This window comes from Paenibacillus sp. FSL K6-1318 (assembly GCF_037976905.1).
GTDB classification, from domain to species: domain Bacteria; phylum Bacillota; class Bacilli; order Paenibacillales; family Paenibacillaceae; genus Paenibacillus; species Paenibacillus amylolyticus_A.
In genome coordinates this window covers 6,176,837-6,202,534 of sequence record NZ_CP150270.1, presented here as the reverse complement: position 1 = coordinate 6,202,534, position 25,698 = coordinate 6,176,837, and the positions used below count along the sequence as shown (strand labels likewise).

The window sequence follows — 25,698 nt, the reverse complement described above, 5'->3', positions numbered from 1 at the left end:
TTTTGAGGTAAGATAAACAAAGAACAAAATGTATCAGGATCTAAAGAGCAATAAAAAGTAACACTTCCAAAGGCCTTCGCTCTGGCTGGTTATGCCGTCAGGGCAAAGGCTTTTTTTGGCATGGTAACACGTTCTGTAGCGTATTAAGGAGAATGAATTAACGATGATGAGATGGCTGGATAACTATCCAAAAGAAGTCAGAATATTTTTATTAGCAAGTCTGGTTAACGCAACCGGCAGTGCCTTGATGTGGCCGCTGACCACCATGTATGTGTTTGATGAGCTTGGACGAACGATGGCAAACGCAGGTTTTGTGATCCTCATTCAGTCCCTGGGCGGCATCTTCGGACAATTGCTTGGCGGTTCGTTGTATCATCGGGTGGGCGTGAAGAAGCTGATCATTGGTTCATTGGCGCTTAACGCATTAGGTTTGTTCGCGTTGCCTTGGATTAGTGCGTATTGGGTCGTATTTATATGTGCCATGGGTTGGATCGGCCTGTTCAGTTCATTGTCGCTGCCAGCGATTCAGGCTTTTATTGGCTTCCGGTTTGCGGAGCGACGCGGGGAATTGTTCAATATTATCTATGTAGCGAACAATATCGGGGTGGCGATTGGTACGGCGCTGAGTGGTTTTCTGGCTGACTTTTCCTATCACCTCAGCTTTGTTCTGAACGGGGTGACCTCGGCCGGATTTGCGATTTTCTTCTGGTATTATCTATCACGGGTTGAACCGGATCAGGGGGAAGTACATCTGACGAAACGCAAAACCGTCCCCGATGGGCCGGGCGTCTGGGCATTGCTGGGTAATACCCGATTATATCTGTTTATGAGCTTGGGTGTGCTCTTCCTGTTATTCGGCAACTCCATCTGGAACACAGGTGTGTCCCCGTATATCATTTCTGAGGGTATGGAAAAAAGAATGTACGGTCTGCTCTGGACCCTGAACGGGGTGCTGATCTTTGTGGGCCAACCCTTTACCAGCTGGGTGAAACGGACCATGGCCCGTACCTCCACTGCCCAGATGACCGCGAGTGCGGTATTCTATGGCATGGCCTACATTGTCATGATTACCATGTACAGCTATCCAGGCATGGTGCTTGCAATGGTACTTGCCACGTTTGGGGAGATGTTGATCTCCCCTGCAACGCCTGCATTTATTTCTGAGCATGCGGGCAGGGCGGCACCTTTTTACATCGGGATATCGGGTGGAATCGGTGCGGTTGGACGGGTTATCGGGCCCTATGCGATGGGGGTCATGTATGACAAACAGGGACTTATTCCTGTAGCATGGCTGGCAACAGGCACAGCGGCTATTGCGGTACTTGGTTTTGTGCTGCACGCAGTGTTGAACCGCAATCGTGAATTGAAGGAGTATGGATTGGATACGTAATGTTGTAATGACATAATAATCTTCCCGTACCCTGATGATAATTGATATGAAGCAACCTTATCCTTCCCCCTGTAGTGGGGGAGTTTTTTTATCTTTGCAAGGACCCGCTCCAATAGCCGGTGACATACGAATGATTTTCCCGATGAGATGAGACAGGATTGTTCAGAAATCAGACTTGTTATGCTTCAATTCCATGTCATTCAACGTTCTTCCCTCTATTTGTGCATAATGCTCATATAATAGAATGAACTGGTTAAAGGCAGGAGGGTGCATACGATGTACAAGGTTTTGTTGGTCGATGATGAATTTATGATCTCGGACGGGATCTCCAGCGTCGTGAACTGGTCTCGATTAGGAACAGAACTGATCGGCATCGCTCAAGATGGATTGGAAGCGCTTGCTTCGATCGAGCGGCAACGTCCGGATATCATTATCTCGGACATTCGCATGCCGGGCATGGATGGATTACAGCTGGTTGAAGCTGTGGCGGAGAAGTATCAGGATATCTCGTTTATCATGCTCACGGGTTTTACGGAGTTTGAATATGCGAAGACGGCTATGCATTATGGGGTAAAGCACTATTTGCTCAAGCCCTGTAGTGAAGAGCATCTTGTACAGGCTATTAGTGAATTGGTCAGTGAGAAGCGGGAGTTGACCGATCAGGAGTGTTTTGTGCAGTCGATCCAATATAATCTGGAGCGTGTACTGCCGCATGCCAAGGAATATTTTCTGAAAGAGCTGGTCACCAACAGAACTTACGGCCTCAAGGAATGGAAATATTTCGAGGAATTGTTCGATGTACAATTTCAGGATCAACGTGTGCGATTGCTGTTGGTAGAGATTGAGGGGGATCATGAGTATTTGCACTTGTTCGCGGTGAAGAACATTGCCGAGGATATTTTTCATAATCCGATCTTAAGTACCACGGTTGGTGGGCATGTGTTATTGATGATGGAGGACAAGTTGTCTGAAACACAGTTGTTCCATAATATCGATGAGATTCGCGCCACATTTACCCGATATTATCATGATGATCTCACGATTGCGCTGAGCGAACCAGGGGATCTTCCACAGGCACGACAATTGTACATGCAGACGCTGGTGTATCTCAATTACCGCTTTTACCTCGGTGAGGGCAGTCTCATTATGGAGCGAGATGTGTACTCTCCCGGGGAGCGCACTCTTCCCGAATTCGAATATGATCCAGAGCGGATGGCTACTGCAATTAAGGCTGGACACTGGCAGGAAGTCGGAACAGAACTGAACCGGATGTTTCAGCAGCTCGCTGACTTACGATACGATATATCCCAAACGAAGTCCTATCTCATTCAGATGTTTATGGAAATCATTCGGCTCAGCGGCTCTACCGAGATGAAAAGGTATATGGACCAGTTGCCAGGCATGATTGAATCCAGCACCTTACATTCTTTTCAACAGTTTCTGCTTGCCGTCGCCAAGGAAATCACGCTACGCCGCTACGAACAACACCGCTCCAGACAATCGCAGATGGTGGGCAGTGTGAAGCAGATCGTGGAGAAGCGCTACAGGGACGAGACACTGACACTCCAGTCCATCGCCGGGGAAATATACATGAATCCAGACTACATCGGCAAAATGTTCAAAAAAGAAACCGGTGAGAAATTTACGAACTATGTGTTAAGTTACCGCATCCGTAAAGCATTGGAGCTTCTGGAGCAGGACGGGAACTGCACCGTATCCTCGCTTGCAGAACAGACAGGCTTTGGTGCCAACTGGCCGTATTTCAGCAAAATGTTCAAGAAATACACCGGATTCTCTCCTTCCGAGTATAAAAAAGTTCCCTAGGACAGCGTTGCTGTCTCTTATACAGCATTGAACTAAACATTTACACGAAAACGGAGAGGACAGAAATAACACGAAGAAGCGGAGCGTTCGCCTAAAAGCTTTCTAAAAGAAAGCTACATCGTAAGCATATGTTATCCCCGGATTTTCCCTTTATAAAAGGGATTCATAAAAATCTGGGGATAACAGCGATCAGAGGGTTGTTCTGTCATCGGAGTGGCAAGTGTAAATATTCTTTAGCTCGATTTATATAGATAGCAACCTGTATATCCGATCTACATCTAATCTGTGATCGTGCCCTGTATGCCATTCATCGGCAGCAGGGTCTTTTTTTGTCGGACGGAACTCGGTTTTGAACATCCATTTATCGGAAATGAGCATGGGAAGAAAAGGCGCTCGATTCTATCATTAGAAGTGTCATGTTAAGTAATGAACATCGAGTGGAGGTTGAGTGGATGGAGCTGAATCGAAGCCGGGGGATCGAACCTGGGCGTTTGAAGCCAGCTGGCAAATGGAGTTCGGTGAAAAAGGAGCTTGTCCGCAACGGATACGTGTATCTGATGCTCGTTCCTGTTGTAGCCTATTATCTGATCTTCAGCTATGGGCCGATGTACGGGCTGCTGATGGCATTTCAGGAATCCTACAGCCCGGTCAAAGGAATATTGGCAGGCGAATGGGTCGGGTTTGACAATTTCACCATGTTTTTTGAAAGTTATTATTTCTGGCGACTGATTAAAAACACACTAATTTTGAGTTTTTACAGTATTGTGTTTGGTTTCCCGGCTCCAATTATTCTGGCCCTGTTACTGAATGAAGTACGGAAAAAGTGGTTCAGAAGCACGGTGCAGACGATCAGTTACATGCCCCATTTCATCTCGGTTGTTGTCGTGGTCGGAATGTTGAAAACGTTCTCATCTTTGGACGGTGGGTTGTTTAATGTCATTCGTGACTTTTTCGATCTGCAGCCGATTATGTTCTTGGCGGAAAAGGATATGTTCCGTCCGATGTATATTCTGTCCAACATATGGCAGGGGGCAGGGTGGGCCTCCATTATCTTTTTGGCAGCGCTTAGTGGAATTGATCCGCAGTTGTATGAGGCTTCCAAAATTGACGGCGCAGGCCGCTGGAGACAGCTGCTTCACATTACATTGCCGGGCATCATGCCAACCATTGTGATCATGTTAATTCTGCGCATGGGGGCAGTGATGAACGCTGATTTTCAGAAAATATTGCTAATGCAAACGGCACCGACCTATGAGACATCCGATGTCATATCCACCTTTGTCTATCGATCGGGTATTTTGGAGGGGAACTATACGTATTCAACCGCCATCGGACTATTTAACGGCGTCATTAATTTCGCGCTGCTCATTATCGCGAACGCGATCAGCAGAAAGCTTAACTCAACCAGTCTCTGGTAATTGGAAGGTGAAGCGATGAAACAGTCTATAGGGGAACGACTTTTTGATGTATTCAATACACTGCTGCTCGTGGTGATCATGATTTTATGTTTTTACCCGATGCTGTACGTGTTCAATTCTTCAATCAGTGATCCGGATCAGATGCTGCGTTCCCGGTCACTCATGCTCATTCCTGAAGGCTTCCAGCTGGGAGCGTACAAGTCAGTATTTCAGGATACTCGCATCTACACGGGATATATGAACACCTTGTTCTATGTTGTGGTGGGTACCGCCATCAATCTGCTCATGACTTCGCTGGCTGCCTATGGGTTATCACGTAGTGATCTGATGGGCAGAAAAACGCTGATGAAATTAATTACGTTCACGATGTTCTTCGGCGGGGGTATGATTCCGACTTTTCTGCTGATTCAGAATCTGGGCATGGTGGATACCCGTTTCGCGCTTATTATTCCGGGTGCCATCAGTACATTCTATTTCCTCATTATGAAAACAAACTTTGAAGGCATTCCGATCAGTCTGATCGAATCGGCGAAGCTTGATGGTGCCAATGACTTTCTGATTCTTTTCCGGATTGTACTGCCTTTGTCGAAACCGATCCTGGCGGTCATGATGCTGTATTATGCGGTTGACCATTGGAATGATTATGTCGGACCGATGCTCTACCTGCGCAGTCAGGAACTATATCCGATCCAGATTATTATGCGTGATATTCTGATCAGCAGCAGTACAGAGGCCATGGGCGCGGGCGCCGATACCGGCTTTGCCATTGGGGAGAACATCAAATATGCAACCATCATTATCTCCACGCTGCCGATTATGCTGGTATATCCGTTCATCCAACGTTATTTTGTTCAGGGCGCTCTAATCGGTGCTGTGAAACAATAAAAAATGTATCCTATGGAGGCGAATTGCGTGAAAAAAAGAATGGGGTCCATCCTGTTGTCATCGTTACTAACCATTTCTTTACTGGCAGGCTGTACGGGTGATAAGGAGCCAGGAAATGCAGAACCAGCAGAGGGGACAGAACCTGCGGTTCAGGCATTGACCGAGATACCGCTACCGATTACAAGTGAGCCATTTACCATTGATTACTGGCGCGCCAATGATGCCAAACTGACAGCTTCCTTGAACAATTTTGGCGATATGGCGGCTTATAAGGAAAAGGAGAAGCTGACAGGTATCAAAGTGAAGTTCACGCATCCTCCGCTTGGACAACAGCGGGACCAGTTCAATCTGCTGATCTCCACGAAGGAGCTGCCGGATGTCATTTATTATAACTGGGCGGATGCCGTTGGCGGACCGGAAAAAATGATCAAGGACGGCCGGATCATCCGGTTAAATGAATTGATCGACAGTTATGCACCGAACTTGAAGCGGATTATTGAATCCGATCCGGATGTGAAGAAGCAGATTGCACTCGATGATGGAACGATCTATATGTTCCCGCTGCTGAAGCTGGATGCACTGAAGCTGAATGCCACTTCCGGTTTAATTATGCGCCAGGATTGGCTAGATAAATTAAATCTCAAAGTACCGACCAACATTGATGAGTGGTATACGGTGCTTAAGGCATTCAAGGAACAGGACCCGAACGGCAACGGTAAGGCTGATGAGCTTCCTTTCACCGGAAACTGGGGTCCGGGTAACCTGACCAAGCTCCATGATTTTGCAGCGGCTTTTGGCGTAATTGGTGGCTTCCAGATGAATGGGGACAAGGTGGAATTCGGACCGATTCAGCCGGGCTACCGTGATTTCTTGGAGACCATGGCCAAGTGGTACAAGGAAGGGCTGATTGATCCCGAGATCATGACGAATGACGGAAAAGCATTCGACTATAAGGTCACCAGCAATCTCGCAGGCGCATATCAGGGTGGTGTATTCAGTGGCATGGGGAAATACTTCAATCTGATGAGAGATACGGACCCGAACTTTAATGTAACCGGCGTACCATGGCCTGTATCTCAGGATGGAACTTCGTATGCGACATTTAATCTGGATGCCAAAGTGTTGACTTATGGTGAGGCCATTACGGCTTCTGCAGACGAAGACAAACTGAAATATATTGTTCAGTGGATGGACTACAACTATAGCGAAGAGGGTAGTGATCTGTTCAACTTTGGTATCGAAAATGACAGTTATGTTCGTGACGGGGAAGGTGTCAAATTCACAGATACCATCATTGATAATCCGAACGGTCTGACGTATGACCAGGCACTGGCTTCCTATGCCTTATCCATTATGGACGGTCCGATCAATCAGGATAGCCGTTATCTGGATGCATTATTATTTGACGATGGACAGCGTGCGGCGAATGCGGAATGGATGAAAGCAAGCTCGGCATTAACACTCCCGCCAATTCGTTTGTCAACAGATGAGGTAAGCACAAGTACATCCATTATGAGCCAGGTGAATACGTACTTGAATGAGACAATGACTGCGATCATTAGCGGACAGAAGCCAATCACCGAATTTGACACCATGGCCGAAACGATCAAGAGCATGGGCATTGACCGGGCGATTGAGGTTCATCAGGCGGCCTATGATCGATATCAGTCCAAATAATACGTGAGAAATCGAGCGCTAAAACTTTGGGAAAACCTTCCTGCATGTGATATACCTAGTAGTATCACGTGGTTCAAAGGAGCGCTTTGGTCATGACAGCCTACCGCAAACTGAGCATCAAAATGAAAATGTTTCTGATGATTATGTTCATGATGGCGTTTATCATCATCCTCGCGTTTGGGTCCTTGTACTATACGTACTCGGTGTATGACAAACAGCTGTTTGATAAGTCGTCCCGACTGCTGAACCTTTCCTCGTCTACAGTGGATGTTGAACTTCAGAAGTTGGAAGCGTTATCATTAAACATGATCTCCGATACTCAAATTCAAAGGGCCTTGAAGTCCTTGCTGGATGACGATAGCGCATATTCAAGCTTTATTGAACGGAAGAAGATCACAGACCGGCTATGGGAGCATATTAGTGGGGCTGCACGATATGTGCAGTCCGTTCATCTGATTGATTCGAGGGGAAGAGTGAATAAGTACGGCGAAACACTAACCGTATCCCCGGAAAAATATGATCGGATGATTGAGGCTGCGGAGCAGGCCAATGGTGCAGTGCGCTGGTTATACCCGGATGATGATGACCCGATGCTGGTTATGGTGCGTCAAGTGCGAGCCTACGAACCGATGACTCTGGAACCGGTAGGCATACTGTTTCTGCGTATTAATATCGAGCGACTCGTTGAGGAGTATGCGGGCATTGATAGCCAGGACAGTGACATTATTTTAAAAGCAGGCAGTGATGTGGTCTATCCTTATCGCCAGCTTCCGGAAGCGGTGTCCGTCGGACTGAATCCACTTCCAGGCAGTGGGGGATATGAGATCAAAAATCTGGATGGCAGGGAGATATTTCTTTCCCAGAAGAAATCCTCTTATACCGGCTGGGTTTATTACAATATGGCCTCTTATGATGAAATTTTTGAACGTATTATATGGTTGAAAAATATACTGATCGTCGTTTATCTTATCGCCATTCTGGTTGTTCTCGCGCTTGGTATGGTGTTCGCACGCAGTCTGACGAGGCCGATCAGGCAGCTCATCAGTCAGATGAAAGAAGTGCAGTATGGAGATCTGGAGAACATAGATGCCAATCTGACCATTCCCACACACCAGCACATGGATGAACTGGGGTTACTACAGCGTACGTATCGACTGATGATTACACATATTAATACATTGATCAAAGAAAATTATGCAAGCCAGCTGGTCATTAAGGAAACCGAGTTCAAGGCACTTCAGGCGCAGATCAATCCTCACTTTCTGTATAATGCGCTGGATTCAATCCATTGGCTCGCCAAAAAGAACAGGCAGGAGCAAATCTCCAGTATGGTGCTATCACTCGGATATTTGCTACGTTCCTCCATCAGCTTCAAGCAAAATATCATTACCATTGCCGAAGAGCTGGAGATCGTCAATCATTACATCACCATTCAAACCTACAGGTTCCGGCAGCGACTGGATTTCCGCTTGCATGTGACCGCTGACTATCTGGGGTGTGCCATTCCCAAATTGACCCTACAGCCCCTGCTGGAAAATGCCATTCAATACGGATTGGAACCACAGGTTGGATCATGTCTCATTCGAGTGTCTGCCGAGATATCAGGTGGCAAGCTGGCCCTTATCGTGGAGGATCACGGTCCCGGTATGGAGCCCGAATATGTGGAGCAAGTGCTTCGCGGAGAAGTGAAAACCAGAGGAACAGGCATTGGCCTGCTGAATATCAGGGAGCGGGTGCGTCTGGCTTTTGGCGAAGAATATGATGTACTGCTGGAGAGCAAGCCAGGGCTTGGAACGAGAGTAACGGTATTGCTGCCACCCCCATCACCAGGTAAGGAGGAGAGGCTGTGAGAAGATTATTGCGAACCATAGGCATGATCTGCCTTATGCTGACTCTTCCTGGCTGCGTGAACCAGCTGAATCAAAGACCAGGTATGATTGTGGACGAAGAGCCGATTACGCTGCGCATCGCTTGGTGGGGTGGGGAGTTCCGCAACAATGCAACGATAGCCGTTATCGACCTGTATGAGAAGTTGAATCCACATGTGAACATTGAATACGAATATAGCAGTTTCAACGAGTATTGGAGAAAACTTGCCCCACATGCGGCAGGCAATGCGTTGCCCGACATTATTCAGATGGACATCTCCTATCTGTCCCAATACAGTTCGTTACAACTGTTGGAGGACATGACGCCGTACATGCAGAGTGGGCTCATCGACACGACGGATATTGAGAAGGAACAGCTGGAAAGTGGAAGCCTGAATGGAAAAACCTATGGCCTCAGTTTGGGGGTAAACGCCATGCTCAGCATCTATGATCCGGAAGTGTTGAAGGCTAATGATATTGAATTGCCAACGGATACGTGGACATGGGCGGATTTTGACCGGATGGGCGAGCAATTGCTGGGGAAAGGCATTTATCTGGGAACCTATTTTACGCCCGAACAGTTTTTTGCGTATTACTTGAGACAGTATGGTTCCAAGCTGTACGCGGAGGATGGCAAGAGGTTGGGGTATGAGGATGATGGGCTGTTTATTGAATACTTTGGTAGGATGCAGCAGCTCGCAGAGAAGAAGCTTATTTTTGCACCGGATATTTGGACCTCAGATATTGGCCAGCCTGATAACGACCCGTTTTATCTGGGAGAGGCTTTGTTTAGCTGGGGGTATTCCAACCAATTTATCAGCACCGCTCAGCGTTATGGCAAACCCTTAACCATCTCACCGATGCCTGGGCCAAACAGCCAGGATGGATTGTTCTTGAAGCCAGGTATGTTTTTCTCCATGGCGGGCAATTCCAGACATAAGGAGGAGGCTGCCAAGTTCATCAGCTTTTTCGTGAATGATTTGGATGCCAATCTGCTGCTCAAAGGGGAGCGGGGTGTGCCCGTCTCATCCAGTGTCAAAGAGCGTATGAAGCTGATGGTTGAGCCGGAACTGGCGCAGGTGTTTGACTATATTGATTGGGTTGCCGATAACAGCAGCCAGATGGACCCGCCTGATCCTGTAGGTGCACCTGAGGCCACTGCGGTGCTACGTGAGTTGTATGATCTCCTGTTGTTTGGCAAAATTACGCCTGAGCAGGCGGCTAAGGAATTCCGTGAGCGGGCGAATGCCATTCTGGGTGGGCAGTTATAAGAATGGACTAGATCATATATGTATATAATGGGCTTGGGGCTGTTGTCGTTCACAAGCTCAACCTTCATTCTACTCGGGTGAGGGTTTTTGTTATGGAATGGTGTATATTTCCTCTAGTATAATGAAAATGGGTAGTCGTCCTATCTGTAGATTAGATAGATTCTATCCATATATTAATGGATGAGGAGTGTCAGGACATGTCCATACATCAGATAGGTCACAAGGTGTCTTTTGCTGATATCAAAACGAAGTTGCCTCAGGAAAGTTGGATGTACACACAGAATGAAGCGCACAACGGTGAATTTGAAGCCGAGGAAGTATGGTTACATTCTGGTGACCTTCGTATCAGTGAACTGTTGTTGGATGAAGGACCTTTTTTGATCTTGGTTGAAGGAAATCTGACAGTGGATCGTTATATTGGAAATACAAGTTCCGACGCGGCCAGTTCAAATCTGGTTGTACTTGGGAATCTCATAACGCCCTATATGATCGTGGGTGGGCAGGAAATATATATTACAGGTAATCTCTATGTGGAGGATATGTTCTGGGGGGATTATAACCATGGAGAATTGACGGTGAGAGGGAATGTAGAAGGTGGATTGCTGGTAAGTACCGAGCAATATATGATTCAGGTTCAAGGACAGCGTAATGTGAAGCGTCAGCTTGAAGAATGGGAGGATCTCGGACCATGGCGGGGCTTTGACATGTTGGCGTTATTGGTTCCTGAATGTGTGATTGATGAAGATACAGAGCCGTTTCCTTGGCGAGAAGAAATGTTAAAGAGGCTGCAGCAAGGACGACCTGTAATCAACCAAAATTACATTCACGCTGATGAATCAGAGCCAGATGTGCCGGATTGGTTCGAAGATCATCGTATTACCGCTGAGAACATAGAGCGTCTTACTCATCCATCTTTGTTGCCTGTAAGAGAGGAGGATGAGTTACTCAACAGCTATGAATTTTGGTTGAACGAGCAATTTTGCCGAGTATCGGTCTATGGAGATGAGCACACGGAGGGGTATTTCCGCAGTCTTTATTTTCAGGATGATCATGACTGTGCATTGTTGCTTAAGATGGAGCCATCAAATCAAGGTTCCAACTCTCCTGATAAACATATCCTACAACCGGGTAAACCTGTCTGGATGATCTCAGGTGCATATCGTTATCTGCACAATGAGAATTCGGAATGGAACGTATTTTCGGAGAACTCACCTGCTGATATTCAGCAGTTAAGCGAGCAAGGATGGAGCACCTTGTTGCAGTCTGTATCGAATTATCAGTATGCCCGTTCCTTAATTTCGCATCAACTGATCCGTGATTTATTAGCTTTGCCGATCGTGGAGCCATATGACGATTATTATGATGACGACCGGCATGGGCTGTGGATTGGAGACTTGTATTATGCATTTCGACAAGCAGGTCAGCTGAGTGATGGTGTTCCCCAGCCAGCTATGCTACGTATTGGAAGAGAGTATAAGGATACTCAAGGGGAGACGCAGGTGGAGAAATACTATTATACCCTGCACCAACATGAGGACGGCACGGAAAGTGTGTTGATCGAATACTCGGCTCAGAAGGACGAGGGTGAGGAAGAAGAACCGGTGTTGCTTGAACTTCATTATATAGGCGGCTCTCAATTACTACATGCCGTTCAATTGCTCGAACGTGGACGCCAAGTGCTCATTCAAGCAAATGAGGATTTACTGAATGGGGAGCTGCCGTACGCTGCTGAATCATTTGCGAAGCGATTCTGGAAATCAAAAGGATACCTGAAATGAATAAAACAACCTTCACCTCTAGTTCTGAGGGAAGGTTGTTTTGTCGTTGTATTTACCCAAACTGGGCTTGATGCAGTCGGCTGTACGAGCCTTTGCGTGCTAGCAGTTCTTCGTGACTTCCTTGCTCAGCGACACTGCCGTTCTCCACCACCACGATACGATCGGCGTGTCTGATGGTCGCCAGTCGATGGGCAATGACCAATGTCGTACGTCCCTGCGCCAGCTCGGACAAGGCCAGTTGAATAGCAGCTTCTGTCTCTGTATCGAGTGCGGAGGTGGCTTCATCCAGAATAAGGATTGGCGGGTTTTTCAGGATCATTCTTGCGATGGATAGACGTTGCTTCTGTCCGCCAGACAATTTCACGCCACGTTCACCAATCATGGTATCGAGTCCATCCGGCTGGGATTGTACCAGCTCTTCCAGTTGGGCCCGGCGAATGGCTTGCCAGATTTCTTCATCGGAAGCATTCAGTTTGCCGTATGCAATATTTTCACGAATCGTTCCGTCAAACAGGAAAATATCTTGCTGCACAATCCCGATATGGGAGCGCAGTGATTCCAGCGTCATGTTCTTCACCGGAATGCCATCGATGGAGATATGTCCCGCATCCACATCGTAGAAACGTGGGATCAGGCTACATAACGTCGTTTTACCTCCGCCCGAAGGTCCAACCAGAGCAACCGTCTGGCCTGCCTGGATATCCAGATTGACCTGAGACAGCGTAGGTTTGTGTTCTCCATAAGAAAAGGTAACGTTATGGAAGGCAATATCGCCTTTCACATCCGGAATGGGTTTCGCCTGTGGTGTATCTTCTACATCAGGTACAGCCTCAAGCAACTCCAGGTAACGTCTGAATCCGGCGATGCCTTTGGGATATGTCTCGATGACAGAGTTAATCTTCTCAATTGGTCCAAGGAATACATTGGACAGCATTACAAAAGCGATGAACTCCCCGTAAGTCATACTGCCTTGAATAACAAACCAGGTTCCGCACACCAACACAAACAGCGATACAAATTTCATCAGGATAAAACTGAGTGAAGAGTTCCAGGCCATAATACGGTAGGTGATTAGTTTCGTAAGCCGGAAACGTTCGTTGTTCTCAACGAAACGTCCTACTTCATGTTTCTCGTTGGCAAAAGCCTGTACCACACGGATGCCGCTCACATTGTTCTCGACCCGTGCATTATAATCGGCGATATCCGCAAACATGCGCTTGAACGCCTTGGACATTTTGCGGCTGAAATATAGCGACAGGTAGATCATCAGCGGCACAATGATAAACGTCATCACAGCGAGTTGCCAGTTGATCCCCAGCATGATACCGAAAGCTCCGGCGAGTGTCATGAGGGCAATGAACAGGTCTTCGGGTCCGTGATGCGCAATCTCACCGATATCCATCAGGTCGTTGGTCATGCGGGAGACCAGATGCCCGGTCTTATTGTTATCGAAGAAGCGGAAGGACTGCTTCTGTACACGCTGGAACAGTTCACGCCGCATATCGGATTCAATGTTAATGCCGAGCTTGTGGCCCCAATAGGTGACGGCATAATGGAAAAAGGAACTGAGCAGGTAGATGCCGAGCAATCCCACACATGCTGCCAAGATCATGGACCAATTGCCAGCCGGAAGCAGTTGATCGACTACGCGGTTAACTGCGAGTGGAAAGGCCAGCTCCAGCAGCGCGGCGGCGATGGCACAGGAAAAGTCCAATATAAAGAGCCTTTTGTAAGGACGATAATAAGACATAAAACGGCGAAGCATATGTAAGTCCTCCTTGATATGACACAAATGCCCGAGCAGGCAGATCAGCCTATCCGGACACCTGTATTCATGCTTATGTTACTTGCGGTTTTGCTCTGCACGTTCTACGATCATATCGGCGAATTCTTCAGCCTGACCTTGAATTGCAATCGGGTCGAAGTACCAGTAACGGTCTTCCAGCAATTCGTACACCTGATTGTTTTTCACAGCCGGCAGGGATTGCCAGATGGAATCACCTTGGTAATTTTTAGTGTTCTCCCCAACGGTCAAGAAGATATGATCCCCTGCATAATCACCAACGACTTCACGCGAAATCTCTTTCCATTGGGTATCACCCATCAGTTCTTTTTTGGTAATTTCGAGTGGAGCAAGTCCCAAAGCGCGGTATACCGCCTGTCCTCCTCGACCAAAGTTGTCTCCATATCCATAATAACTCTTGTCGGATACTTCAAGGATGGAGAAGGTTTCCTCCGGTTTGATGACGGTTTGCACCTTAGCACGAGCGGCTTCAATCCGTTCATCGTATGTTTTCAGCCAAGCTTCGGCCTCTTCGGATTTGTTCATCAGCTCTCCGAATCCCCGGATTTCGTCATATACATTGGTGAATGTACCATAAGGGATGACTACGGTAGGCGCGATTTTTTGATAACTCTCAATCTCGCTGGCCTGGTCGGAGTAGGTAATGATCAGATCCGGGTTCATGGCAATGACCTTCTCCATGGATACTGCCGCCCGATCACCGATACTTTCGATGCCCTCCACCTGATCTGCATAGAACGGGTTTTCCAAATAGTATTGAACAGCACCAACGGGTTTCACACCCAGTGCAAGGAGATCACTTACGTACATATCTGTAACGATCCGTTTCGGTTCAGCCGGAATTTCAACATCCCCGCTTAATGACTTGTAGATTCGTGTAGCATTCGAATTGTCTGAACCGGATGACGTGTCTGTGTTCGTCTCGGAAGAGGCTGTCGTCGTTTCGGTTCCCGCTGCCGATGTCTGTTCAGTGGCAGTCGAGCCTGTTCCGCTGCTACAAGCAGCCAGAATCATAATGATGGCGAGCATAAGCAGCAAGCCGGAAAAGCGTTTTTTTGCAGCAAACATATTCTTGTTCCCCCTGTGTATAATCAATAATGATTATTATTCTCATTAATAACATAGAGGAAGATGTGATATTTGTACATGGACAACTATGATCACTACTGCATGGACAATTATGATGTGAGGTGGCGCATGATATGCTGTAACTGCTCCATAACGGACAAGGGATCGAATCCATAGAACATGTCGGCATCAATCTCGTATACGCGTCCTTCACGAACGGCAGAGAGGGTGCCCCAAGATTCCTGATTCAGCAAGTCATCCAGCATTTCTCGTTCGGCAGGTTCCTCAGGGTAGGCGACAAACATGTGATCTGCGGCATACAAGTGAATCTCAGACAATGGAACATGAACGTACCCCGTGAGTAACTGCCCATCCTGCTCCATCCGTGACGGTGGGGTGAAGCCCAGCGATTGATATAGCACATGAGAAGCTCTGCCCCAGCCGTGACCATAGATATATGCGCCGTCCTCTCCAATCATAAACATGCAAACGGCGGACCCTCGAGTCCCTTCCATCCATTGATCCAATGTATGATTGGCCTCTTGCTCAAGTTGATGATATCGATTTAACAACGTCTGTGCATTGGACTCAAGCCCTGTGATTCGGCCCAAATGAAGAAGCTGCTCCTGCCAATCGAGTTCCTCAAATGGCATCAGAATGGTCGGTGCGATCAGACGTAGCTCATCGGAAGCGGGATGCGGTGCATAGCCGACAATGACATCGGGCTGAGCGTTTGCAATCAGATCTATCTGTTTAACCAGCTCATATTCGGAATGCTGCTCAAATTGTTCATGACTATGTTCACCACGTTGTTCTTCCATCCAGCTGGCTACCGCGCCCATGTGGGGAGTGTGGCCCAGTGCCAGTAGTGAGGCCGTATAATTGTAAGTCAAAGATACAATCTTCTTGGGCATTTTCCGGTAGTACGTTGGTGCCGATCCAACCATTTGTTTGAATTTGCGGCTCAGATAGAAGGTGTCCCTGTAGCCTGTCAGTTGTGCAATTTCCTGTAGGGTAGGGTTCGAGAACAACAGATGTTCCTGAGCCATCCTGATTCTGAGACGGGTCACATATTCAACAAACGTAAGACCTGTATGTTTCTTGAACTCCCGTGAAAAATGTTCAGGACTCACATTCGCATCGCGTGCCAATTGCTCGCGGGTCAGCGGATGGGTATACATCTGATGGATATGTCTAAGCACGGCATCGAGCCAGGAGTGATCTTCATGGGCAGAGTGGGCCACATGATCGCGCAAAATATCCAGTAATTCATAGAAGAGCATATGTGGCCTGAATGGACTGGAATCATGGCCCTTCGAACTGGCTTGAACCAGCTCTACTGCCCTATCCGTGAGGGTACGACTCGCAATGGGAGTTGGTATGCCGAACGGCCAGAACAGCTGTTCATTTTCAATGTAATCGAAAGCAATAGCAATGCCCTGTATTGGCGACAGGGAGCCTCGCTTGTTCTCGTGCTGAAGCAGGCTTCCGGCTTGCCGAACCACTGCGGATCCCGCATTTAATGTCAGTTTACCCTCTGCACTGATCAGCCTGGCCTGGCCAGCAGTAATGACGTATAGTACATGAAGAGTACTCCACATCTCATTTGTGCGGGAGAACGCCTCACGGTCGTGAAGTTGCACCAGATGGCGCAGCTTGAACATGGCATCAGGGAATGACTGAATCTTCTGCAAGGAAACGGGGCGGGACAGCGATTTTTTATGACAAATGGGCTTGGATATATTCATTGGATAACTGTCTCCTTACATAAGTCAGCAGGGGCATCTTTCATCTCATGCCCTTGGTGTACTGGCGTAATTCTCAAATCTCGATTATTATGCAGTATATACTATAAACGAAGTAACGTGGATGGACAGATTGAACAATTCAACTTTTTCTGTGGAAAATGGATAAAGTGGTTGAAATCGCTATCAACACCGACTATAATGATAATGTCGAAACGTTTCAATCTGACGTTTACAGCCAGTTTCATTGTGTTAGGGTATGAACTGCTCACTAGGTGCCAGATTGGAAGACGCGTCATAACTATCATTTATGTATGCAGTGAACGGGATGCATTCAACCGTGGTGCCATAAGGATGGAGACAAGGATTTTTTTTGAGAACACCTCGAAACGTTTCGATTGATATCTATCGCATTGATATGTACAAAATTAATAAACAATTGTGCAGGATTTAGTGGTTGTTCTAACCATGTACCGTATAAAATGTAGATAACCTTAGAATTTGTTTTAGTTTAGAAGGAGCGAACGTGGAATGGCAACGATCAAGGATGTGGCAAAGCTGGCAGGTGTAGCACTCTCGACTGCTTCCTATGCGCTGAGCGGGGATAGCAAGGTTAGTGCCAAGACCAAGGCTAAAGTGCTTGAGGCAGCACGAGAATTGAATTACCGCAAGAACGGCTTTGCCATGGACCTGAAGCGGAGCCGGACGAACACGATCGCTTTGATCCTGACGGACTTGTCGGGCCCGTATTACTCGGAGTTGATCCGTAGTGTACAGGATGTAGCTCTCGCGAACGGATATGACCTGATTGCGTGCAGCTCCATGGGTGGACGGGATTCAACGGCAGTGCGATTCTTGCGAGAAAAAAGAGTAGACGGAGCCATCGTGCTGGCACATAACATCCAAGATGATATTCTGGTGGAATCTGCTGGTCATCGCTTTCCGATCATCGTGATGGATCGTCAGTTATCGAGTGACCATCTGGTCAACGTGCTGGTGGATGGAGAGCAAGGTGGTTACCTCGCTACCAGCCACCTGATTCAGGCAGGACATCAGAAGATTGCTTATATCAGCGGTCCAGCCAACTCGTATGATAATGCGCTGCGTTACCAAGGGTATCTGCGAGCGATGCGGGAAGCGGGACTTGAAGAAAAGTCCAAATGGCGTCTGAACGGTAACTTTGTACGTGAGGGCGGATACAGTGCAACCAAGATGATGATCATGCAGGGTGAGCTCCCCTCAGCTGTATTTTACGGTAATGATGAGATGGCGATTGGCGGCCTGAAAGCATTGGAAGAGCGTGGCATATCGGTGCCGAATGACATTTCCGTAATCGGATTTGATGATATTCAGTTGTCCGAATATGTTCGTCCACCGCTGACAACGATACGCCAACCGAAGCATGAAGCCGGGTCGCTTGCAGGACATCTGTTATTCCAGATGCTCAATGGCGAAGCGGTAGATCCATCGTATACGTTAACGATTAATATGATCGAGCGCAGCTCTGTACGTTCGGTTTAGACCGAGTCTGAACAACAAAGAACTGCCTGCATGCTGAAGTAAAAGTTCAATGATGGGGTTATCGTCCGGACGGGCTGTAAAAGGCCGGTTTGAAGAGGCCCCTATTCTTTTTCAGATTTATCGAAACGTTTCGATTGTATACTAAATCAAGGAGTGAACCTAATGACAACGATGATTAATGAACCGATCCGGTTGAGTGCCGGGGAGTTATCCTTTACCTTTTTGAACAGTGGAGACCTGTACCAGGCTACATCCGGTACAACGATGTTGAACCAGTTGCTAAGTAACCAGATTGATGGATCTCTAAATAACCTGTACCTGCGTGTACATGAGGGAGAGAACATCAGCTCGTTCCCGCTGCTCGGTGTACGTTCGAATAGCAAGGTGATTACAAGCAAAGCGCAGTCCAGCAACCAATTGATCTGGGAAGGCACAGTCCAGCTCGAAGGCAGTGAACAAGGCATTGGTTATCAGGTCGTATTTACGGCTACACCGCAAGGTGTCTGGTTCTGGGATGTGAAACTTACAGGACAACAACATAACGTAGATGTAGTATACGGACAGGATGTAGGTTTGGCTGATCCAGGTGCGGTACGGAGCAATGAAGCTTATCTGTCACAATATATTGACCACACGGTATTTGAAGATGATGCTAAAGGTTATGTCGTTTGTTCTCGTCAAAACCAGCCTCAGGGCGGTGCATTTCCATATATGCAACAAGGTTCCCTGACGAAAGCAATCGGTTACTCCACAGACGGATTCCAATTCTTCGGTCTGTCGTACAAGGAAACCAATCACCCAGAGAGCTTGAATCGCCCAACGTTGGCGAATGAGACGTATCAGTATGAATTTGCCTACACGGCATTGCAATCCGAACTGCTGAATCTGAACGGAGAAGCTCAGGTGGTCTTTTATGGCCTGGCGAAGCCTAATCATGCCGAAGGAATCTCTGCACTGGAATACGGAGATGAAGTTATCGCAGCATGGAATGAAGTACAGGCTCTGACTGTGGAAAACGGCGACACGTTGGAACAGGTGAAACTGTCCTCCTTCCTGGGTGAGCCACTGGTTACGCTTGATCTGACACAAGATGAGATTCAGGATCTGTTCCCTGATCGTCATCAGGAAGAGCATAGCGGTGAGGAGCTGTTATCCTTCTTCACAGGCAGCTATGAGCATATCGTTCTAAAAGCGAAAGAAATGCTCGTGGAGCGTCCGCACGGTCACATTCTGATGAGTGGCGGCAACGTGCAACTTGGAGCACAGGTTATTACGACGACATCGTATATGTACGGTATTTTCAACTCACAGCTCGTTATTGGTAACACCAATTTTAATAAAATGATCAGTAATGCCCGCAATGCATTGAACGTACCGAAGACGGCGGGACAACGCATTTATGTGGAAATGGACGGACAATATCGTCTGCTGACGATGCCTTCCCTGTTCGAGATTGGCTTCAACTATGTTCGTTGGATCTACAAAACCGAATCCGATACGATCATCGTGACCAACTATACAGGGGCACATACTACAGAAGTAAGTATGAACGTACGCTCCACAAGTGGCACAGCATACCGTTACCTGGTAACGAACCAGATTACGATGAATGTGAATGAATACGAGTATCCGCTGCATATGACGCAGGATGGCGATACTTTGATCTTCAAGGCTGATCCACAAGCGATTAGTGCAGGAACGTACCCAGATCTGCAATACCGAATGTCGGTGGATGGTGCAGCTGTGAATGTAGGGGACGAAACGTTGCTGGCAAGTGGTATCCGTAGTGGTTCCGCATCTCTGGTAACGCTTAGTCTTGAAGCGAGTGCTGAATGGACGCTGAAGGTACAAGGAGTATTGGAAGGTCAAGCGGATAGCGGAGTGGTAGCAGGCTCAAGCCTTACGTTTGAAGAGGAAGTGCAGGCATACCGCGAGTTCTTCGCAGGTGTGATGAACGGGTTCCGTTTGTCCCGTGGAGAAGGTCAAAGTGCGGAGGATCTGTTCAAAGTAAATGCGCTGGCTTGGTGGTACACCCACAACATGCTGGTTCACTACTCCGTGCCTCACGGTTTGGAGCAGTACGGCGGCGCAGCTTGGGGTACACGGGATGTATGCCAAGGTCCGGTAGAGTACTTTATGGCAACGCAAAAATATGAGCAAGTTCGCGACATTATCAAAATGGTGTACACTCACCAATACGAAGATGATGGCAACTGGCCGCAATGGTTCATGTTTGATAAATACTTTGCGATTCAACAGGAAGAAAGTCATGGCGATATCATCGTATGGCCGCTGAAAGTATTGGCGGACTACCTGACAGCGACTCGCGACTATGCGATCCTGGATGAGAAAGTACCTTACACCGTCAAGCATAGCTTCGGGTTCACGGAAGAGACGGCAACTGTACTGGATCATGCGAAAAAAGAGATCGAATATATCCGTTCGCACTTCCTGCACGATACGTTCCTGTCTTCTTACGGCGATGGTGACTGGGATGATACGCTCCAACCAGCCAATGCACAGCTCAAGCAATACATGGTGAGCAGTTGGACGGTGGCATTGACGTATCAGTCCGTAAACGTGCTCTCGCAAGCGCTGAAATACAAGGATGCAGACTTTGCAAAAGAGCTGGACGTGCTGGCTCAAGGCATCCGTGAGGACTTCAACCGTTATATGCTGGGCACAGATGTGATTCCAGGCTTTGTATACATGGAAGAAGCCGACCAAGCGAAGCTGATGCTTCATCCAACGGACACAGAGACAGGCATTCAATATCGCCTGTTGCCAATGACGCGCAGTATGATCGGTGAGTTGCTGAATGCGGAGCAAGCAGAATCGCATTATGCCCTGATCCGTGAGCAGTTCCTGTGCCCGGATGGTGTGCGTCTGATGAATCGCCCGGCTCAATATGCTGGCGGTGTAAGCACACACTTCAAACGTGCAGAGCAGGCATCCAACTTCGGACGTGAGATTGGTTTGCAATATGTACACGCCCATATTCGTTACGTGGAAGCGATGGCGAAGCTCGGCAAGACAGATCAGGTGTGGAATGGTCTCGCGATGATCAACCCGGTTGGTATCGGCGAAGTTGTGCCTAACGCGGAGATTCGCCAAGCGAACTCGTACTTCAGTAGTTCGGACGGTAAGTTCAATACACGTTACGAGGCACAGGAGCATTTTGACCAGCTTCGTAAAGGGACCGTACAGGTGAAAGGCGGATGGAGAATCTACTCCAGCGGCCCTGGAATCTACATGAACCAGCTGATCTCCAACGCGCTTGGCATTCGTCAAGAGGGCGGTGATCTGGTCATTGACCCGGTATTGCCAGCTGAGTTGAATGGCATGCAATTCGAATTCGAGTATGCGGGTGAGCCGGTAACGTTCATCTATCACTTGAACGAAGGTGCTGTGAGCCGTGTAGCGGTGAATGGTAAGGATATTCGTACCGAGCGTACAGCGAACCGTTACCGTCAGGGCGGGGTTTGCATCTCACTGGATGAGTTCAGACAAGCACGCAGTGCGACTGAGCGCACGGTTGTTGATATTTATATGTAATTTGATAGCATGATGTATACCAAGGTCATCCTCCTTTAATTAAAGGCGGGATGGCCTTTTTGGCATATGCTCACGATCGATTACCGCAGTGGAACCGCCAGCAACGTATGCAACAGCTCATTATGCCGCACATGCTTGGTTACGTAGCCCTGTTGCTCTAGCCAGCCGCATAGCTCACCCAGCAGAGGGAAGTGACGGTCGCGCAAGGCGCGCAGCTGTTCTTCGTTTCCTGATAGCTCAGCTTCACGGACATACGCCTCGCGGTGAGCAGCATCGACAAACATCAGATCGGTTAAACCGATACGTCCGCGTAAGGTTAAAACCCGCTGCATCTCCTGTAATGCCAATAGTTGCTGATCTGGACTCAGATGATGGAAAGCAAAGCTAGACACAACAAAGTCGAAAGAATGATCGGTAAAAGGCAGCGCCAGAAAATTACCAAGCTTCACATGCATCTCGGGATATTTGGTGCGACATCTACGCAGCATCTCCCGGGATTGGTCGATTGCAGTCATGTCTGCGCCATGCTGTAGCAGTTTCCCAGCCAGATTACCTGTGCCTGTACCAATATCGAGTCCTTTCTCGCCAAGGGCGGGAGAGATCCAATGAGCTGTCTGTTCGAGCGCTTCGTCATAGTTGTGATACAGATAAAAGGAAGACTGTACCGTATCCTTGGATTTGCTCGGCGTGGAATGACCTGCATTATGGTGTGGATGTGAAACTTCATGCTCATCGCTTATGTGAAAGGCTCCATCCGAAGGAAGCCTTTCCTCTGAAACGAATTGTCCAGTACTGACGCTGTCTGCCGCCTGCACTCGCTGATCATGGATAGCTGCCTGTGTGTCATAGTTCCACCGATCATGCCAGTTCTGACGTGCTTCACGCAGGCGACGCGCACTGTCTGCAAGGTCGTGCAGATGGCTGACATCCAGCGGACCGTCCTGACGATTCAGGTCAATCATGCGCTGGGTTGTATCCATCATACGTTTTAACTCAATCCACTGGGCATACATGACGGCCTGTTGCAGCTCCAGATATTCTTCCAGCCGCTGCTGGTTCCCCTGATCAATCTCTCCGAGCGCGTGTGTAATATCTTGCAGGGACATGCCAATCTCACGCAGCGCAGCAATGGTCTGAAGCCGCCAGATATCATTCTCGGTATAGGTACGATACCCGTTATTGGACTGTTTGGCGGGTAGAATTAATCCTTTTTCCTCATAAAAACGAATGGCTCTCGCCGATATCCCAAGCCTGCTTGCTGCCTCTTTGATATTCATCATGCATCCCCTCCTTATCGAACCAGTATAAACCATGACGTTACGGCAAGGTTAAGTGTTTATCTCATTTTGCGAAAAGGTTCAAGATCGAGTGGAATTTTAGTCAAAGCTGAGGCTATGCTACAATATATAGATCAAAGGATTTTTATCAGTGAAGCGAACGAACGATATATTCTAAGTTTCTTAACAATCTTAATTTTCTAAACTCTCTCGACGTTGTAACGTACAGCGTTGTCGACTATAGCACGAAAGGTTGAATCATTATGCTTACCAGCCATACATTTACGATTCGTCCATCCGAGATTAAAGATGCAGCTCAGCTAATGGAGTTGGACACCTTGGTATGGGACAAATACACCTCTCCTGCACCGATGCAATGGCGCTCCAGACAGCAATATCTGCAGCATTGTCCGCCAGGCAGCCAATTGATTGCGGTGCAGGGAGAGCGGGTATGTGGTTATGTGGGCTTTCAGCCAGCCACAGGTATGCCGGTCAATCGTCATGTCTACGAGATTCATATTGCAGTTCACCCTCATGATCGGCGTTGTGGCATTGCCACAGCGTTGATGGATGCCATCAAGCAGCATGCGATCGAACAAGGCGTTCGCAAGCTCAGGCTGCGCGTGCTCTCCAGCAATCCGGGAGCCATAACGTTTTATACACAGTGTGGATTTGTGACGGAAGGCAGGCTGGTGTCCGAGTTTTATATCGGAGGCAAGTATGTGGACGATATTCTTATGGGTTATTTTATCCAGACCAAATAGAAACGTAGCTGAGGAGGAGGAACAACGATGGACATGGGACTTCGGGGTAAAAAAGCACTGGTGCTGGCTTCCAGTCGAGGGCTGGGCAAGGCGGTAGCCGCTCAATTGGCAGCAGAAGGCGCTGACGTCATGCTCGCTAGCCGGAGTGAAGAAAAGCTCGCAGCAGTGAAGCAGGAGCTTCTGGCGCTTGGTGGTGGCGGACGTGTGGAATATTGTGCAACTGATGTGACACGCAAGGAAGATATTGAGGCTCTGATTCACAAGACAGTGGAGTTGTTCGGACAGATTGATATTCTCGTGAACAATTCGGGTGGCCCGCCATCGGGTTCATTTGAGTCACTGACGGATGAAGATTGGGAACGGGCATTTGAATTAAATGTACTCAGTTACGTAAGGCTGATTCGTGGTGCTCTTCCTTATATGAAAGAAAGCGGAGGCCACATTGTGAATATCGCTTCAACTTCGGTGAAGCAGCCCATTCCAGGTCTGGTGCTGTCCAACACGTTCCGTACCGGCGTGTTTGGATTGGCGAAGACGTTATCCCAGGAGCTCGCTCCATACGGAATTTTGATCAACACGGTGGCACCAGGACGTATTGCAACTGACCGCATTCGTGAGCTGGATGCAGCACGGGCAGCGCAGAATGGAATCAGTGAGGAAGAGGTCTCTGACCAATTCCGTAAAGAGATTCCACTCGGACGTTATGGTCAACCGGAGGAGTTCGCCAAAGCTGTGGTATTCCTGTTATCCGGGGCCAATACGTACATTACGGGAACCTCGCTGATCGTGGATGGTGGCATGGTCCGAGCCCTCTAAAAGTTATGGATACAATAACATAAATACCCTCTGTCACCACATTACGTGGAGATCGAGGGTATTCGTGTTGATCCATTATGTTGGGAGAGATCACTCCCGATTCATTATGTAAGCGAATTAGCGCAAAAGTTCCCATTCATGCTGAAGCATGCCGTATACTGCATGGTTCACGTATCCTTTAGGTAGCTTCTCTGCCTGACGAATGACACCTTCGAGAACAAATCCGAGTCTTTCAGGGATAGCGCGACTCCGTTTATTGTTCGTTGCCGAGCGAATCTCGACGCGATTCAGATCCAGGGTCACCAATGCATAGTCTACCAGAACGCGACAAGCGCTTGTCATCAAGCCTTGACCCTCAAAGCCTTTTCCAAGCCAGTATCCGATGCTCACCGAGCGGTTGGTCCAGTTAATCTCGTGGAATCCGATGACGCCGGCAAGATCCCCTTTTAACCATACTCCGGCGGTGAAGCCGCCATTCTCAGCACCTTGTTTTAACGCGTTGGTAATGAAGTTCGAGGTGTGTTCCACTTCTGTCACATGATCCACCCACGGCAACCAATGTCTCAGTTGATCCCGCGAACGATCCGTCAGTTCGAACAGCGGTTTGGTGTGTTCCATGGCCAGTGGCCGGAGTTCGGTATATTCATCCAATGAATAGGTAAACATGAATGCAACCTTCTTTCTTTGTATAGTGTAGGTTTATTTGTAGTGGATTAACGGGAAGTCTTGGGCAACTTTTGCTCCAGTGCAAACAGGTCTTCTTCCATCGAGGCCATGCGTTGATTAACCGTTGTGCGTGCATCACGGAGTGCCTGATTATATATGTAGGGAGCGAGCTGTGTCATGAACAGGTCGAGGACACCCCAAGCGGCCAGATCACCCAGTTCTTCGCCACGTTCCTCTTCAAAATACGACTGGATGGTGCGAATGGCTTCATCCTGCTGTTCTTTGGTCAGTTTAAGCGAGTTCATTGGAATGGGAAACCCTCCCTTTAATTTGTTTTTAGGGGTTGTTCAAAAAGTCCGCTTTTGATTACG

General features: G+C 48.0%; 18 protein-coding genes. 12 read left to right on the top strand and 6 right to left on the bottom strand.

All coding sequences use genetic code 11. From position 1 onward, the window contains the following. Window positions 1-166: 166 nt before the first annotated feature. The 8 genes from NYE45_RS27820 to NYE45_RS27785 all read left to right on the top strand — a co-directional run bounded on the left by NYE45_RS27820 (window position 167) and on the right by NYE45_RS27785 (window position 12,111). Window positions 167-1,390: an MFS transporter gene (locus NYE45_RS27820; RefSeq protein WP_340017448.1), complete on the top strand. Its 1,224-nt coding sequence runs from the start codon at window positions 167-169 to the stop codon at window positions 1,388-1,390. 276 nt (window positions 1,391-1,666) lie between these two features. Beyond that, a complete protein-coding gene (locus NYE45_RS27815) occupies window positions 1,667-3,214 on the top strand; it encodes a response regulator (protein WP_340014768.1) in 1,548 nt (515 codons plus the stop codon). Between the two features lie 452 nt (window positions 3,215-3,666). Beyond that, complete coding sequence (locus NYE45_RS27810; protein WP_340014767.1) at window positions 3,667-4,632, top strand: ABC transporter permease subunit; 966 nt, start codon at window positions 3,667-3,669, stop codon at window positions 4,630-4,632. Window positions 4,633-4,647: 15 nt separating this feature from the next. Next, a complete protein-coding gene (locus NYE45_RS27805) occupies window positions 4,648-5,517 on the top strand; it encodes a carbohydrate ABC transporter permease (protein ID WP_036612724.1) in 870 nt (289 codons plus the stop codon). A gap of 27 nt (window positions 5,518-5,544) precedes the next feature. Then, on the top strand, window positions 5,545-7,194 hold the full coding sequence (locus NYE45_RS27800; protein WP_340014766.1) for an ABC transporter substrate-binding protein: 1,650 nt from the start codon (window positions 5,545-5,547) through the stop codon (window positions 7,192-7,194). A gap of 92 nt (window positions 7,195-7,286) precedes the next feature. Next, a complete protein-coding gene (locus NYE45_RS27795) occupies window positions 7,287-9,044 on the top strand; it encodes a sensor histidine kinase (protein ID WP_340014765.1) in 1,758 nt (585 codons plus the stop codon). Beyond that, entirely contained in the window at window positions 9,041-10,333 is a 1,293-nt protein-coding gene (locus NYE45_RS27790) for an ABC transporter substrate-binding protein (RefSeq protein WP_340014764.1), read from the top strand. Before NYE45_RS27795 ends, NYE45_RS27790 begins: the two co-directional genes overlap by 4 nt. A gap of 197 nt (window positions 10,334-10,530) precedes the next feature. After that, entirely contained in the window at window positions 10,531-12,111 is a 1,581-nt protein-coding gene (locus NYE45_RS27785) for a hypothetical protein (protein WP_340014763.1), read from the top strand. Window positions 12,112-12,163: 52 nt separating this feature from the next. Here the strand turns inward: NYE45_RS27785 and NYE45_RS27780 are convergent, their stop codons facing one another. From NYE45_RS27780 to NYE45_RS27770, 3 genes are all read right to left on the bottom strand, one after another. Then, a complete protein-coding gene (locus NYE45_RS27780; RefSeq protein ID WP_340014762.1) occupies window positions 12,164-13,876 on the bottom strand; it encodes an ABC transporter ATP-binding protein in 1,713 nt (570 codons plus the stop codon). A 78-nt stretch (window positions 13,877-13,954) separates the two neighbouring features. Beyond that, window positions 13,955-14,983, bottom strand: a complete 1,029-nt coding sequence (locus tag NYE45_RS27775) for an iron-hydroxamate ABC transporter substrate-binding protein (protein WP_340014761.1) — start codon at window positions 14,981-14,983, stop codon at window positions 13,955-13,957. Between the two features lie 110 nt (window positions 14,984-15,093). Beyond that, window positions 15,094-16,731 (bottom strand): AraC family transcriptional regulator, encoded by a 1,638-nt coding sequence (locus NYE45_RS27770; protein ID WP_340014760.1) that lies wholly within the window; start codon window positions 16,729-16,731, stop codon window positions 15,094-15,096. Window positions 16,732-17,259: 528 nt separating this feature from the next. Between NYE45_RS27770 and NYE45_RS27765 the strand changes: the two genes are divergently transcribed. Further along, entirely contained in the window at window positions 17,260-18,249 is a 990-nt protein-coding gene (locus NYE45_RS27765; RefSeq protein ID WP_264932776.1) for a LacI family DNA-binding transcriptional regulator, read from the top strand. Between the two features lie 162 nt (window positions 18,250-18,411). After that, the gene (locus NYE45_RS27760) at window positions 18,412-21,804 is read left to right on the top strand and encodes a cellobiose phosphorylase (RefSeq protein ID WP_340014759.1); all 3,393 of its coding nucleotides are present in this window, start codon (window positions 18,412-18,414) and stop codon (window positions 21,802-21,804) included. 80 nt (window positions 21,805-21,884) lie between these two features. On the opposite strand, the gene NYE45_RS27755 is transcribed toward NYE45_RS27760, so the two are convergent. After that, window positions 21,885-23,081: a methyltransferase domain-containing protein gene (locus NYE45_RS27755; RefSeq protein ID WP_340014758.1), complete on the bottom strand. Its 1,197-nt coding sequence runs from the start codon at window positions 23,079-23,081 to the stop codon at window positions 21,885-21,887. Window positions 23,082-23,344: 263 nt separating this feature from the next. Between NYE45_RS27755 and NYE45_RS27750 the strand changes: the two genes are divergently transcribed. Both NYE45_RS27750 and NYE45_RS27745 read left to right on the top strand, forming a co-directional pair. After that, the gene (locus NYE45_RS27750; protein WP_264932779.1) at window positions 23,345-23,845 is read left to right on the top strand and encodes a GNAT family N-acetyltransferase; all 501 of its coding nucleotides are present in this window, start codon (window positions 23,345-23,347) and stop codon (window positions 23,843-23,845) included. Between the two features lie 27 nt (window positions 23,846-23,872). Continuing rightward, on the top strand, window positions 23,873-24,661 hold the full coding sequence (locus NYE45_RS27745) for an SDR family oxidoreductase (protein WP_340014757.1): 789 nt from the start codon (window positions 23,873-23,875) through the stop codon (window positions 24,659-24,661). A gap of 117 nt (window positions 24,662-24,778) precedes the next feature. Here the strand turns inward: NYE45_RS27745 and NYE45_RS27740 are convergent, their stop codons facing one another. Together NYE45_RS27740 and NYE45_RS27735 are read right to left on the bottom strand one after the other, a co-directional pair. Then, a complete protein-coding gene (locus tag NYE45_RS27740) occupies window positions 24,779-25,327 on the bottom strand; it encodes a GNAT family protein (protein ID WP_124116580.1) in 549 nt (182 codons plus the stop codon). Between the two features lie 47 nt (window positions 25,328-25,374). Continuing rightward, window positions 25,375-25,632, bottom strand: a complete 258-nt coding sequence (locus NYE45_RS27735; protein WP_091012850.1) for a DUF2164 domain-containing protein — start codon at window positions 25,630-25,632, stop codon at window positions 25,375-25,377. Window positions 25,633-25,698: the final 66 nt, after the last annotated feature.